The sequence below is a fragment of the Roseateles sp. UC29_93 genome (genome assembly GCF_042695725.1).
GTDB lineage: Bacteria > Pseudomonadota > Gammaproteobacteria > Burkholderiales > Burkholderiaceae_C > Roseateles > Roseateles noduli_A.
On record NZ_CP170545.1, the window covers coordinates 3,913,302 to 3,927,139 of the forward strand.

At 72.0% G+C, this 13,838-nt stretch carries 12 protein-coding genes; 3 read left to right on the forward strand and 9 right to left on the reverse strand.

Annotated elements, in window-relative coordinates; all coding sequences use genetic code 11:
• Positions 1-26 precede the first annotated feature (26 nt).
• From ACFJIX_RS18215 to ACFJIX_RS18255, 9 genes are read right to left on the reverse strand one after another with little or no spacing between them, the layout of a single operon-like run.
• The gene (locus ACFJIX_RS18215) at positions 27-1,370 is read right to left on the reverse strand and encodes a 3-deoxy-D-manno-octulosonic acid transferase (protein WP_377153436.1); all 1,344 of its coding nucleotides are present in this window, start codon (positions 1,368-1,370) and stop codon (positions 27-29) included.
• Complete coding sequence (locus ACFJIX_RS18220) at positions 1,363-2,817, reverse strand: lipopolysaccharide biosynthesis protein (protein ID WP_377153438.1); 1,455 nt, start codon at positions 2,815-2,817, stop codon at positions 1,363-1,365. Before ACFJIX_RS18220 ends, ACFJIX_RS18215 begins: the two co-directional genes overlap by 8 nt.
• A gap of 10 nt (positions 2,818-2,827) precedes the next feature.
• A complete protein-coding gene (locus tag ACFJIX_RS18225; protein WP_377153440.1) occupies positions 2,828-4,102 on the reverse strand; it encodes a GNAT family N-acetyltransferase in 1,275 nt (424 codons plus the stop codon).
• Positions 4,099-4,788, reverse strand: a complete 690-nt coding sequence (locus ACFJIX_RS18230; protein ID WP_377153442.1) for a hypothetical protein — start codon at positions 4,786-4,788, stop codon at positions 4,099-4,101. Before ACFJIX_RS18230 ends, ACFJIX_RS18225 begins: the two co-directional genes overlap by 4 nt.
• Positions 4,745-5,386: a glycosyltransferase gene (locus ACFJIX_RS18235; RefSeq protein WP_377153444.1), complete on the reverse strand. Its 642-nt coding sequence runs from the start codon at positions 5,384-5,386 to the stop codon at positions 4,745-4,747. The genes ACFJIX_RS18230 and ACFJIX_RS18235 overlap by 44 nt, the downstream gene beginning before the upstream one ends.
• Positions 5,387-5,396: 10 nt before the next feature.
• Positions 5,397-6,605: a DegT/DnrJ/EryC1/StrS family aminotransferase gene (locus tag ACFJIX_RS18240; protein ID WP_377153446.1), complete on the reverse strand. Its 1,209-nt coding sequence runs from the start codon at positions 6,603-6,605 to the stop codon at positions 5,397-5,399.
• A 16-nt stretch (positions 6,606-6,621) separates the two neighbouring features.
• On the reverse strand, positions 6,622-7,467 hold the full coding sequence (locus ACFJIX_RS18245) for a tetratricopeptide repeat protein (RefSeq protein WP_377153448.1): 846 nt from the start codon (positions 7,465-7,467) through the stop codon (positions 6,622-6,624).
• A 39-nt stretch (positions 7,468-7,506) separates the two neighbouring features.
• A complete protein-coding gene (locus ACFJIX_RS18250; RefSeq protein WP_377153450.1) occupies positions 7,507-9,366 on the reverse strand; it encodes a hydrolase 1, exosortase A system-associated in 1,860 nt (619 codons plus the stop codon).
• A gap of 30 nt (positions 9,367-9,396) precedes the next feature.
• Entirely contained in the window at positions 9,397-9,648 is a 252-nt protein-coding gene (locus ACFJIX_RS18255; protein WP_067274648.1) for an acyl carrier protein, read from the reverse strand.
• 120 nt (positions 9,649-9,768) lie between these two features.
• Between ACFJIX_RS18255 and ACFJIX_RS18260 the strand changes: the two genes are divergently transcribed.
• The 3 genes from ACFJIX_RS18260 (at position 9,769) to ACFJIX_RS18270 (ending at position 13,728) form a co-directional block, all read left to right on the forward strand.
• Complete coding sequence (locus tag ACFJIX_RS18260; protein WP_377153452.1) at positions 9,769-11,409, forward strand: acyl-CoA ligase (AMP-forming), exosortase A system-associated; 1,641 nt, start codon at positions 9,769-9,771, stop codon at positions 11,407-11,409.
• Between the two features lie 82 nt (positions 11,410-11,491).
• A complete protein-coding gene (locus tag ACFJIX_RS18265; RefSeq protein ID WP_377161841.1) occupies positions 11,492-12,697 on the forward strand; it encodes a pyridoxal-dependent decarboxylase, exosortase A system-associated in 1,206 nt (401 codons plus the stop codon).
• Positions 12,694-13,728, forward strand: a complete 1,035-nt coding sequence (locus tag ACFJIX_RS18270; RefSeq protein ID WP_377153454.1) for an acyltransferase family protein — start codon at positions 12,694-12,696, stop codon at positions 13,726-13,728. Before ACFJIX_RS18265 ends, ACFJIX_RS18270 begins: the two co-directional genes overlap by 4 nt.
• Positions 13,729-13,838 lie beyond the last annotated feature (110 nt).

Here is a 13,838-nt window from a genome sequence, read left to right on the forward strand (position 1 = left end):
CCGGCGGACCAGGCTGCACCGGCCGCTCAGCGCCCGATCCGGGCCGCGCACGCGGCCTGGTGCCGGGCCACCGAGCCCCGCATCGACGCCAGCGCGTCCTCGGTGCGCTGCAGGTCGTCGGCGATGCGCGGCGCGCGTTCGATCGCGGCCAGCCAGTAGTCGCACATCGAGGCCGCGTCGTCGCACTCGTGCAGCACGCCGCGATCGCGCAGCAGGCGGTAGACCGGATAGGACGGGTAGGTCGTGTCCCAGCCGCCGCGGATCGTCAGCGGCTTGTTCAGCCCCAGCGGCTCCAGCACGTTGTGGTCCACGCCCACATGCGCGACGCTCGCCGCCGCGTAGAAGTCCCGCAGCTCGCCGACGGTGTCCAGCACCAGGCATTGCACGTCGGCCGCGAGCGGCGCGTCCTCGATCTGCGAGCGCCGCGTGACCCGCAGTCCCGCCTCGCCGAGCTGGCCCAGCAACTCGCCCATGCGCTCCAGGTTCTCCGGATGCCGCGGCGCCAGGATCAGCAGCGCGTCGGGATGCGTGCGCCGCAGCCGTTCGAAGGCGGCCAGCACCTGATGCTGCTCGGCGAGCTCGGTGACGCAGCCGCCGACCACGATGGGCCGGGCCGACGCGAGCAGATGGCCGAGCAGTCGCGGGCTGCGCGTGGCCTGCTCGACGCCCCAGTCGGCGCGGCGCATCGCGTCGAACTTCATGTTGCCCGTCACCTGCAGCCGCTCGCGCGGCGCGCCGCGCGCCTCGAGCTGCCGCGCGGTCTCGGCGTCCTGCACGCACAGCACGTCGAAGGCGTTCAGGAAGTCGCGCTCCAGCAGCCGGCGCTCCATCTGGTCCAGCCGCGCCGGCGGTTCGTAGTGGTAGAGCCAGCCGTTGAGCATCAGCGTGGCCGCGTTGTGGCGGCGCGCCTCGCGCAGGAAGGCATAGGAGAAGCGGCAGGGCGCCTCCGACGGCAGGCAGGGGATCTCCGCCACGGCCAGCATCGCCGGCGGCAGCAGGCGGGCGAGCCGGCGCGCATCGGCGCTGTGGCCGCGGCTGGTGCAGACCACCGCCTGCGGCAGCCGGGCCAGGTAGGCGTCGCGGTAGTGCGGATGCTCGGTGATCAGCACCGGACGCAGGTCGGGCCGCTGCGCGATCAGCCACTCGATCATCGGCGCGACCGCGTTGAGCTCGCCGATCGTCGTCACGTAGAACCACAGCGCCGGACCCGACGCGTCGGCCGGCGTCACCGAGAACGCGCCCAGCGTGTTGTTGCCGCGCAGGTCGCTGAGGCGCTCCAGCGCGCGGAACATCGCCCAGCGCAGCGCCTCGCCGGGGCGGATCGGCGCGGCGGTGGCGGGCACGGCCAGGGACGGTGTCAGCTCAGGCATGGCGGCTCCGCAGATGGGTCAGGGCGCGACGGACCTCGGTCATCGCCGGATGCCGCAGCAGCGCGGCGCAGGCCAGCCACGCACCGGCGCCGGCGACGACGCACAGGACGATGCGCGGGATCAACGGCAGGCTCAACTCATGGCTGGCCAGTTGCGCCAGCCCGAGGCCGGCACAGCAGCCCAAGGTCAGTTGCACGCTGACCCAGCTGGGCGCGAACAGCTCGCGCGGCGTGGCCTTCAGCACTTCGGTCAGGTGGCGCGTGTACATCGCGACCTGCACCAGGTTGCCGATGACGAACACCGCCGCCACCGCGTGCAGGTTCCAGAACGCGGCCAGCCCGACGCAGGCCAGGTGCGTCGGTCCGTACCAGAGCGCCACCGACAGCCGGCGGCGGATCTGGCCGGTGGCCGCCAGCGCGTTGGGCGCCAGCATCGTCAGCGCGTAGGGCAGGCCGGCCAGCGCGAGCAGCGTGGCCAGCGGCGCGGCCTCGTGCCATTGCGGGCCGAACAGCAGCGCGATGATGTCGCCCGACATCAGCGCCACGCCGCCCATGAAGGGCCAGGCGATGCCGGTGAAGATGGCCGTGCCCTTCGCGTACGGTCCGACCAGGCTGTGTCCGGCGCGGTGGTCCGCCGCCAGCGCGGGCGTCGCGACGCGCAGGATGGCCGAGCTCACCGTCTGCCCGAGCAGGTCGATCAGCCCCGTCGCGCGGCTGAACAGCCCCAGCGAGGTGAAGCCGAAGACCTTGCCGATGATCAGTTCATGGCCGTTGCGCGAGCCCGATTCCACCAGCCGCGAGCCGGTGAACATCGCGCCGAAGCGCAACTGCCGGCCCGCGCCACGCAGACGCGGCATCAGCAGCGCGTCGCGCGGCCGCAGCCAGACGAGGATCGCCACCTGCACGGCGATGCCGACCACCGGGCCCCAGGCCAGGCTCATCGCGCCATGGCCGCTCCAGGCCAGCGCGATGCTGGTGGCCGAGTTGGCGGCGTTGGCGCTGACCTGCACGAGGAAGACCTGGTGGAAGGCCATCTCGCGGTTGAGCAGCGCGAAGGAGGGCGACGCCAGCGGCAGCATCACGAAGTTGAGGCTCAGCACCAGCAGCAGGTCCGCCAGCAGCGGCTCGTGGTACCAGTCGGCCAGCAGGAAGCGGCCGCCCAGGATCACCAGCGCGATGCTCCAGGCCATCAGCAGCGTGATGGTGAAGGCGCTGCGCAGCTTCTCGCGGTCGAGCTCGCGCTCCTGGATGAGGTACTCGCTGACGCCGAAGTCGCGCAGGATGGACGCCAGGTTCGTGACCACCGCGCACAGCGAATAGACGCCCACCTGCGTCGGCGTCAGCAGCCGCGCCAGGATCATCGTGGTCGGCACGGTGATCAGCAGGCTCAGGTAGCGCTCGCCGAAGGACCAGGCCAGCGCGCCACGCACGGACGGGGTCTTGCTCATGAACCGGCCTTCACGACGCGGACTCCGCGCGCGCCGGGGGAGGCGTCGGCGATGTCGATGCCATCGCCGTAGCGGGCGTTGCTGCTGAAGCCGCCTCCGGCATTGCCGCAGAAGCCGCCTCAGGCATTCCTGCCGAAGCCGCCTCCGACGTCTTGGCCGCACTCTCCTGCGTCGCATCAGCGCCGGGTTCGGCGCCGCCGCGATGCAGCAGGCGCTTGAGCGCCGGCACCCAGCCCCAGCGGTACAGCGTGGCGTGATAGACCGGACGCGCGTCGGCGGTCCAGCGCGTGTGCCACTCCATGACCTTGCCGTAGAACTCGATGCGGCGGATCGGACCGCCGGCCGCGGCCGCGTCGAACAGCTGCTGGAACTGCAGCTGGCGCATCAGCGTCGACGGCGACACGGCCTTGTGCGCCTCGTCGTAGGCGGTCTTGAGGATCACGATCTTGCCGCCCGACTCGATGCACAGGTCCATCGCGACGACGGCGTCGTCGAACCAGTACTGGTAGAGCCGGACCCGGCCGGCGCGCGCGAAGGCTTCCAGCATCGCGCGATAGAACTCGTACTGCGGATGCCCCGGCGCGATCGCCGTGCCTTCGGAACCCTTCCAGCCGCTGGCCTCGAGCCGGCCATAGTGGGCCAACGCGGGGGCCACGTCCTCGGGCCGCGTCAGGCACTCCAGTCGCGTGATGGTGCCCGCCGTATCCAGCTTCTTCTGCTGCTTCTTCAGGTTCTGTCGCAGGTTCTTGCCGCGCGCTTCCCAGTAGGTCGCGAAATCGCCGGTCAGGTCGACCCAGGCGGTTTCGATGTAGTCCTGTCCGCGCCAGCGCGTGCCGTCGGCGGGGCGAGGGTGGAACAGGCTGTCGATCTGCGTCAGGCCCAGCGCGAGCGCGGGCAGCGGCAGCGCGCGCAGCAGGCCGTCCGCCAAGGGCTCGAGGGCTTCGCCGGCGGCGCTCAACCAGGCGCCCAGCGGCAGCTGCGAGGGCTGGAAGGTGGTCCATTGCGCGGTGCCGGCCGGCGTCACGATCGCCGCGGCCCGCGGGGCCTTCGGATCGCCGAGCAGCGCCAGCCGTTCGCGGCCGGTGCCGAAGACGCTCAGCAGCGGCGCGAGGAAGGCGCTCTCCAGGAACGGCAGGCCCGCAACGCGCGCCTGTAGCGCGTCCCATGCGGCGGCATGCGGCGCGAAGGCGGCCGCCGCGTCGGGCTGCGGCAGCGGGATCAGGGTCCAGCGCAGGGCGGCAGTGGCCGTCGAGGCAGTCGGGGAAGTCGGTGTCGTCGGGGTCATGGGCGGGCCTCGGCGGTAGGCATCTGGGGGGCGCAGGCCTCGTCGAGCACGCGGGCGAGTTCGCCGCTGCGGGACTCGCGCGAGGCTGCGGCGATGGCCGGCGCCGCGGGCAGCGCGGCATGGCCGTGGAACAGGTCGTCGAGGAAGCGGTCGAGCACGGCGGCCACGCCGGGACCGTCTTCCAGCGCCGCGTTGTGCGGCAGGCCGGCGCGGCGCATCAGCTGCGCGGTGTCGCCGGCCGGATCGGCCAGCGTCAGCACCGGCCGGCGCGCGCGCAGGTATTCGTAGGCCTTGGCGGGGATCTGGTCGTTGCAGTCGTTCGACTGCAGCAGCAGCAGGCCGTCGGCGCGCAGCATCTCGGCGAGCGCGTCGGCATAGGGGATTGGGGGCGCGAGTTCGACCAGATCGGCCACGTCCAGGCGCTGCGCGAGCTCGCGGACGAAGTCGTCGTGCGCGGTCGCGCGCAGGCGCAACTTCAGGCGCGAGGCATCGATGCGGCCCGCGGCTTTCGCGGCGGCCAGCGCCTCGAACAGCCGCACCGGACTGCGCCAGTCGGGATAGACGACGCCGCTGTGCAGCAGCACGCGCGGGCCGGTGCCGCCCACGCTCACGCCCACGCCCACGCCCACGCCCACTGTCTGTTCAGCCTGCCGGAACGCGTCCTCGCTGTAGCCGTTCTCGATCACGCGGATGCGGTCGGCGGCGGCGGGGAAGCGCTTCGCATAAAGGCGCGCAGCACCCGGTGTCGTGAAGGTGAATCGTGTGCGCGCGCGCGAAGACCTTGCGCTCGACCGCCGCGAAGCGCTGCCACAGCACCGGGTCGGCGGGATACCCGTCGTGGGCCATCGGATCGCGGAAGTCGGCGACCCAGGGCAGGCCGCTGAGGCGGGACAGCCAGTCACCGACCAGATGCGCGGTCGGGATCGGATAGGTGCTCCAGATCGCGTCGGGGCGGGTCTCGCGGATCAGCTTCAGACCGGCCGGCACGGCGCCGAGCAGCCAGCTGTGCCAACGGTCCGGGCGCGCCAGGAAACCGGGATAACGGCCCGCGATCGACAGGTGCCGCGCGGCGTCCAGCGCGAAGGCGCGGCGCACGATCAGGTCGGCCGGGATCTCCTCGACAAGGTCGGTGCCGGTCTGCGCATGCACGCGGGGATGCGCGGTCAGCACGCTCGGTGTCCAGCCCGACGCGGGCAGCTGCTGCGCGAAGCGCAACGCGCGCTGCACGCCGCTGGTCCCCGCCATCGGCGGGAACTGGAAGGAGACCATGAGCACGCGCCGCATTGCCTGGCTCTCAGCGCGCGGGCGCGATGAAGAGGCGCTCGACCTGCTCGACGATGCGGCGCAGGTCGGCGTCGCTGAGGTCCTGGTGGCAGGCGAGCTGCAGCACGTGGTGCGACCACGACTTGCCGGCGTCGCCGGGCAGCGCCGGCACGCCGGGCCAGAGCCGGTCCCAGCGCGACACCGGCACGCCGAGCTTGCGCATCTCGGCATAGCCCGGATCGGGCGTGCGCACCCACAGCGGGAAGACGTAGGGCGCGCAGTCCGCCGGCAGCGTCGGCAGCAGCGGATACACGCCCTCGCGCCGCAGGAAGGCTTCGGTGAAGAACGCGTAGTGGTGCCGGCGCGCCTCGACGATGCGACGCCGCGGCACGCGCCGCGAGATCCATCCGCTGGCGCGCGTCAACGCGCGGTGCGAGAGCGGCAGGTCGATCAGCGCCATGTTGGCGTCGATCTCCTCGGCCTCGTCGAGTTCGCCATGGCGGCTCGGCGTCGCGTCCGCGCCGCCCGGCCGGCCCTTCACCAGATGGCGCAGGGCGCTCTTGAGCGCGAACGCGCCGCGGATCAGCCGGTTCAGGCCGGTCAGCCGGTCGTGCGCGGCGCCCATGTGGAGGATGTCGGAGCCGGCCTTGACCTGGTCGATCCGCGAGGCCGGCGTCAGCGCCGGCATCGTCAGGTCGGCGCGGTTGAGCGCGAGGATGCCGCCCTCGGGGGTCGGGAAGAACTTGGTCAGGCTGGCGATGGCGACGTCGCCCCAGGAGCCGATCGGCCGCGTGCCGGCGCGACCGAACATCGCGTGCGCGCAGTCCTCGATCAGCGCGATGCCGCGCGCGTCGCACCAGGCGCGGACCGCTTCCATCGGCTGCGGCAGCCCGAAGTAATGCGGCACCAGCAGCGCCTTGGTGGCGGGCGGCACGTGGGCCGAGAGCCAGTCCAGTCGCGGCGCGCCGTGCTCGTCGATCGGATAGAAGGCGGCGTCGGCGCCGAGCGTCTTCACCGGCGAGACCATCGTCGGGCAGTGGTAGGTCGGCAGCAGCACCAGGTCGCCGGGACCGACGTCCAGGCATTCCAGGGCCAGCAGGATCGCCGCGCGGCCGCTGGTGGTCGACAGGTGGCGCGGATGGTCGAGCAGGCTGTGCTGGTCGATGTGCGCGGCGCCGGCGAAGGTGCGCCAGCCGATGACAGGCAGTCGCGGCGCGAGCATGGTGGGCGGCGGGCTCAAGTCGGCGGCCTCCCGGTCAGCGGGCGGTGGCCGGCGCGGCGGACTCTGGCGCCGACGCGGCGGACGCCGCGGCCGCGGCCGCCGGTGATGATGCGGGCGAGGACTCCGGCGCGAAGGCCGCTTCGCCGGGCAGCACGATGTCCGTGGGCCAGCGATTGATCGCCATCAGCCGCTGGCGCAGCACCGGGTGCGTCATGCCGGCGCCGTAGGCCTTGCGGGCGGACTCGACCGCCAGGTCGACCTGGTTGAGGTCCAGCGCGACCATGCCCACGTTGTAGACCGAGAAGGCGTTGTCGCCGGTCAGCTTGGACGCCGCTTCCAGCTGTTCCTTGGCGGGCGCGGGCTTGCCCTTGCCGTTCAGGTAGCCGGCGTAGATCAGGCGCACGATGACGTCGTCCGACTTCCAGGCCAGCGCGCGCTTGAAGTAGCAGTCGACGGTGAACAACGCGTCCGGCGGCTGGTCGCGCTTGGTGCGATCGCCGTAGAGCATCATCGCGACCAGCGCGCGATGGTGGTTGGGGAAGGCGCGCAGCGTGTAGTCGATGTCGCTGCCGATGGTGCCGCGCTTGCACTTGACCAGCGCCTCGCAGGTGTCGATGAAGTGGGCGCCCTCGACCATCTGCAGCGGCGACATCTGCCTGGTCACCGGGTCGATCTCGGGCGCGTCCTTGTACTGGCGGTAGTCGTACGGGCCGTAGTTGTTGGCCAGTCCGCCGCAGCCCGTGCCCTGCGCGACGGCGGCGTGGGCGGCAACGACGCCGGCCAGCGCCAGCACGAGGGTGCGCCAGCGGGCGCGAGGCGCTTGAGAAGCGCCAGGGGCACGGGGGGCACGAGGGGCGCCGGGGGTAGCAGGGACGGACATGGCGGGGCTCCGGTGGGGCCGGGTGTACCGGTCAGGCGGTCAGGCGGCGGCGGGCACGCCGCGCACGAAGGCGGCGGTCAGCCGTTCGACGTGGGCGCGCCAGGCGGCGGTCGAGAAGGTGTGGTCCGCGTCGGGCAGGTCCTCGCGGCGCAGGCCGGGGCGGGTCAGCAGGCCCTGCCAGGCGGGGCCGCCGTCGCGGCAACGGTCCAGGAATTCATTGGCGCAGACATCGTCGCCCGAGAGGATCAGCAGCACCGGGCCGCCGAACGCGCGCAGGCCGTCGGCCATCTGCTCGGTGTAGTGGCGGGTGTCGACCAGACTTGTCGCGCTCGACGAGCCGGCGGCGTGTGCCGGCGCGCGGCTCTGCGCGAGCTTGCCCAGCAACTCGCGCACGGCGCCCAGGCCCACGCGGCCGCTCAGCAGCTTGCGCCAGAACGCCGGCTGGCGCAGGCGGTCCAGGTAGTAGTGCTTGACCTGCGCGCGGGCCAGGCTGGTCGCGGTGCGGACCCAGGGATTGGCCAGGCACAGCCCGGCGACACGCGGGTCGCGACGGCGATGCACGTAGAGCAGGGCGGCGGAGGCGGCGTCGCACAGGCCCCAGAGCACCACGCGCTTCAGCGACGGGTGTTCGCGCTGCCAGGCATCGATGGCGGCGGCGATGTCGGCGTCGAGCTGTTCGAAGTCGCGTTGCTCGCCTTGCGCGTCGCCCATGCCGCGGTGGTCCAGCCGCAGGCAGGGCACGCCGGCGCCGGCCAGCGCGCGGCCGAGCAGCGTGAACTGGCGATGGCTGCCCACGCGGTACTGCGGGCCGCCGACGATCAGCAGCACGCCGGTGTCGGGAGCGGCCGCGTTCATCGACGCGGACGCTGAAGCGGATGCGGCGTTCGACGCGGCGGAGATCGCGACGACGGGCTCGCTCAGCAGTCCGACGAGCGCCTGGCCGTCGCAGTCGATGCGCAGCACGCTGTCGCGATGGGCGGGTGCGGCGGTCGCGTTCATGCGGGCACCGCCTCGACCGGGCGAGTCGCGAAGTCCGCGTCGGCGCTCAGCGCGGCGAGGCTGGCTTCGATCAGGCGCGGCGCTTCCTCGATCTCGGTGGCCGCCCAGAACGACGGGCCCTGGCAGACGGCGGCGCGCACCTCGGCGCCTTGCGCGGTCCAGGCGTCGACGGCCATCGCCGCGGCGGGCGTGAGCGTCGCGTCTTCGCGCGGCGAGAGCTCCAGCCACGCGACGCGGCGCACACGCGCCGACGGCTTCAACTGGGCGGATCGAGGCCTTCGGCCAGCGCGGGCGCGAGCAGGTAGCCGCGATCTCGACCGGCTCGCCACGCGCGAGCTGGTCGCGCATCGCCTGGACAGCGCCCTTGGCCTGGCCACCGATGAGGTCGGCCGCGACGCGCAGGCGCATGAATTGTTGGAGCTGGAGCTTGCCGGCCGCCAGCGGCTGCCAGAGCAGCAGATGCAGCGGCCGATCGGCCAACGCGTCGAAGGCCGCGGGCGCCAGCAGCGCGCCGGCGCGCAGGCCCCACAGCCACAGCGGCGGCTTCACGCCGTCGGGACCGGGGGGACCGGGCAAGGCGCGTGCATCCAGCCAGTCGACCGCCAGCCGCACATCGTCCTGCCAGTGCGACCAACTGGCGTCGCCGAAGTCGCCGCTGCTGTCGCCGCAGCCGAGCAGGTCGATCGTCAGCACCTCGAAGCCGGCGGCGGCGAACGCGCGCGCGGCGAGGGCGATCATGCGGCGGGACTTGTTCATCTCCTCCGCGAAGGGCGGCAGGAGCAGGATCTGGCCGCGCGCGGCGCCGGTCGCGGGGTAGTGGACGCACAGCCGCTGTCCGCCCGCGCCGTCATCCAGGAAGAACGGCGTGGATGGGGTGGGCGGCGTGGTGGCGGCGGCCATGGGCAGGTGGCGCGGCGGTCGCGGCGCCCGTCAGGCGGCGAGCTTGCCGTTCACGAAGTCGAGCAGCGCGCCGACGGTGGCGAAGGTGGCGCCGTCGATCTCGTCGTCGTCGACGACGATGCCGAACTGTTCCTCGAGCGCGGTGATCAGGCTGACGACCGCCATGGAGTCGAGCTCCGGGATCGCGCCCAGCAGCGCGGTGTCGACGGTGAAGTCCTTCGCCCGGCCTTCCAGGCTGAGGACGTCGTCGAGGATGGCGAGCAGGTGTTGTTGGCTGTTCATGGTCGGGGAGGATCTTAACTGTCGCCCTCTGGGGGGAACCCCCGGGGCGCCCCCTCATCCCAAGGGGATCCGGCGGGCTTCGTGCGGGATTGCCAGGGGACCGCGTGAGATACTTTTTTCATGACCGCCGCCACCGACAGCCACCTGCTTCCGCACCTGATCTGGCACAGCGCCGAGCGCGATCCGGCGGCCCCGGCGCTGCGCGACGGCGCCCGCGCGCTGGACTACGCCGGACTCGCCGCGCAGGTCCGCGCGCTGGCCAACGGACTGCTGTCGCTGGGCCTGCAACGGGCCGAGCGTGTCGGCATCTACCTCGACAAGCGGCTGGAGACGGTGGTGGCCAGTTTCGCGGCGCCGGCCGCGGGCGGCGTGTTCGTGCCGGTCAACCCCATCCTCAAGCCGGAGCAGGTCGGCTTCATCGTGCGCGACTGCGACGTGCGCGTGCTGATCACCTCGCGCGACCGCTTCTCGTCGCTGCGGACGGTGCTGGCCGAATGCCCGTCGGTGCGGCATGTCGTCGTGGTCGATCCCGCGCCGAATGCGTCGTCTGCGGCGTCGTCTGCGGCGGCGTCCGATGCGTCGCCGGACGGCGGGGTCCGCTACAGCGACCTGCTGGACGCACCGGCGCAGACCGCGCATCGCGTCATCGACACCGACATGGTGGCCATCCTCTACACCTCCGGATCGACCGGCCGGCCCAAGGGCGTGGTGCTGTCGCACCGCAACATGGTGGCCGGGGCGAAGAGCGTCGCGAGCTACCTCCGCAACCGACCCGAGGATCGCCTGCTGGCCGCGCTGCCGCTGTCCTTCGACGCCGGCTTCAGCCAGCTGACGACGGCCTTCCACGCGGGCGCGTCGGTGTCGCTGCTGAACTACCTGATGCCGCGCGACGTGCTCAAGGCGCTGGAGCGCGACCGCATCACCGGCCTGACAGCCGTGCCGCCGCTGTACATCCAGCTCGCACAGCTGGAGTGGCCGGCGGCGATCGACCAGCAGCTGCGCTACTTCGCCAACACCGGCGGGCGCATGCCGCGCGAGACGCTGAACCTGCTGCGCCAGCGCGCGCCGTCGGCGCAGCCCTTCCTGATGTACGGCCTGACCGAGGCCTTCCGCTCGACCTACCTGCCGCCGGAGGAGGTCGACCGCCGGCCCGATTCGATCGGCAAGGCGATCCCGAACGCCGAGATCCTGGTGCTGCGCGAGGACGGCTCGCCCTGCGCGCCGGACGAGCCCGGCGAACTGGTGCACCGCGGCGCGCTGGTCGGGATGGGCTACTGGAACGACGCCGAGAAGACGGCGGAGCGCTACAAGCTGCTGCCGCCCGGCGCGGCGGGCCGCGAGGCCGGACTGCAACTGCCGGAGTACGCCGTCTTCTCCGGCGACAACGTGCGCATGGACGCCGAAGGCTTCCTGTACTTCATCGGCCGGCGCGACGAGATGATCAAGACCTCCGGCTACCGCGTCAGCCCGACCGAGGTCGAGGAGATCCTGTACGCGACGCAACTGGTGGGCGAATGCGTGGCCTTCGGCGTGGACCACGCGACGCTGGGCCAGACGATCCAGGTGATCGCGACGCCGCCGGCCGGTGCCGACACCCTCGACAGCGCCGCGCTGCTGGCGCTGTGCAAGGCGCGCATGCCGGCCTACATGATTCCCGCCGGCGTCGAGCAGAAGACCGGCCCGCTGCCGCGCAACCCCAACGGCAAGATCGATCGCAAGCTGCTGAGCACCGAATGGGTGGCGAAGCAGGAAGCCCAGTGAGAACCTCGTGACGACTGCCGTGAACAACGACGACAAGACCTCTCCCGCCGCGCCTGCCAAGGCCGCGCCGCAACACGCGACGATGGACCAGTTCGTCGCGCGCGACGGCGTGCTTCAGATCGGCGGCCAGCCGCTGACGCGGCTCGCGGACCGCGTGGGCCGCACGCCGTTCTACGCGTATGACCGCGCGCTGCTGACGCGTCGCGTCGAGGAGCTCCGCGCCGCGATGCCCGCGAAGCTGGAGTTGCACTTCGCGATGAAGGCCAACCCGATGCCGGCGCTGGTCGCGCACCTCGCGACGCTGGTGGACGGCATCGACGTCGCCTCGGCCGGCGAGCTGCAGGTCGCGCTGGACGCCGGCGCCGACCCGCGCGAGATCAGTTTCGCCGGTCCCGGCAAGAGCGCGCTGGAACTGAAGCAGGCGCTGGCTGCCGGCATCCTGATCAACCTGGAATCGTTCCGCGAGGTCGAGCTGCTGCGCACGCTGTGCGCGGAGACCGGCTACGCGGCGCGCGTCGCCGTGCGCGTGAACCCGGACTTCGAGCTGAAGTCCTCGGGCATGAAGATGGGCGGCGGTCCGAAGCAGTTCGGCGTCGACGCCGAGTTGGTGCCGGAACTGCTCGCGCGCATCGGCGAGGCGGGCCTCGGTTTCGAAGGCTTCCATCTCTTTGCCGGCTCGCAGAACCTGAAGCCGGAGGCGATCGTCGAGGCGCAGCTCAAGAGCTTCGAGCTCGCGCTGCGGCTGGCGAAGGATGCACCGGCGCCGGTGAAGGTGCTGAACCTCGGCGGCGGCTTCGGCATCCCGTACTTCCCCGGCGAGCAGCGCCTGGACCTGACGACCATCGGCGCCAACCTCGCGGCGCTGATCGAGCGGGCCGCGGTCGAGCTGCCGCAGGCGAAGCTGGTCGTCGAGCTCGGCCGCTACCTGGTCGGCGAGGCCGGTGTCTACGTGTGCCGCGTCGTGGACCGCAAGGTCTCGCGGGGTCAGGTCTTTCTCGTCACCGATGGCGGCCTGCATCACCACCTGGCGGCCTCGGGCAACTTCGGCCAGGTGATCCGCAAGAACTATCCGGTCGCCATCGGCAACCGCGTCGGCGGCGAGGCCGAGCCGGGCGTGTCCGTGGTCGGGCCGCTGTGCACGCCGTTGGACCTGCTGGGCGAGCGCATGACACTGGCGCACGCCGAGCCGGGGGATCTGGTGGTCGTCTTCCAGTCCGGTGCCTACGGCATCACGGCGAGCCCGCAAGGCTTCCTGAGCCATCCCGGCGCGGCCGAGGTCCTGGTGTGAGTTCCGCTCCACGCCTGGCGCAGCTCGATGCCCTGCGTGGCATCGCGGCGCTGGCGGTGGTGCTGTTCCACTACACGACGCGCTATGACCAGCTCTTCGGTCACGCGCAGGCGCCGGTGGTCTCGTTCCCGTACGGGTACCTGGGCGTCAACCTGTTCTTCATGATCAGCGGCTTCGTCATCTTCATGACGCTGGAGCGCACCGCGCGGCCGATGAACTTCGTCGTCTCGCGTTTCAGCCGGCTATATCCGGCGTACTGGGGCGCGATCCTGCTGACCTTCGCGCTGACCCACGCGATCGGCCTGCCCGGCAAGACCGTGGGCTGGGACGTGCTGCTGGTCAACGTGACGATGGTGCAGGGCTTCTTCGGCGTGGCGCATGTCGACGGCGTGTACTGGACGCTGGAAGTGGAGCTGCTCTTCTACGGCTGGGCGCTGCTGAGCTTCCGCTTCGGCGGCGCGGCGGGCCTGCGGAACTTCCTCTTCGCGTGTCTGGCGCTGCGGCTGGTCTATGCGGCGGCCAAGACCTTCTGGGGCGTCGACCTGCCCTGGGTCGGGCAGCGATGGCTGCTGCTGCCCTACATCTGCTGGTTCGCGCTCGGCGTGACGGTCTACCGCTTGAGTCGCAGGGGCGCCGGGTCCGCCTGGGACTGGGCCCTGGCGGCGGCGGCGATCCTCGTGATCGGGCTGGTCGAGGACTGGGGCCTCGCGGCACTCGCGGCGGTGTTCTACGCGGTGCTGTTCGGCGCGGCGCGCGGGCGCTGGATCTGGCTGGAGCATCGGGTGCTGCTGTGGCTGGGGGCGATCTCGTACACGCTGTACCTGCTGCACGAGAACATCGGCTGGTCGGTGTTGCGGCGGCTCGAGTCCTGGGGCGTCGAGGTGCACCTCGCCATCGCGCTGACGATGGCCCTGTCGATGGCCCTCGCCCATGGGCTGACGACGTTGGTGGAACAGCCTGGGATGCGCTGGATCCGCGACCGCTATCGCGCGCGGCGGCAGACGTCGACACCCGCACCCGCCGGGGGCTGAGGCGCACTGCGCACGTCGCACCCCGCCCGCTTGGGGGCGCCGGTACCCCTCTCCGCTCAATCGCCTCCTCACGCTCGGCATTCGCTTCGAGGGGCACCGGCGCCCCCAAG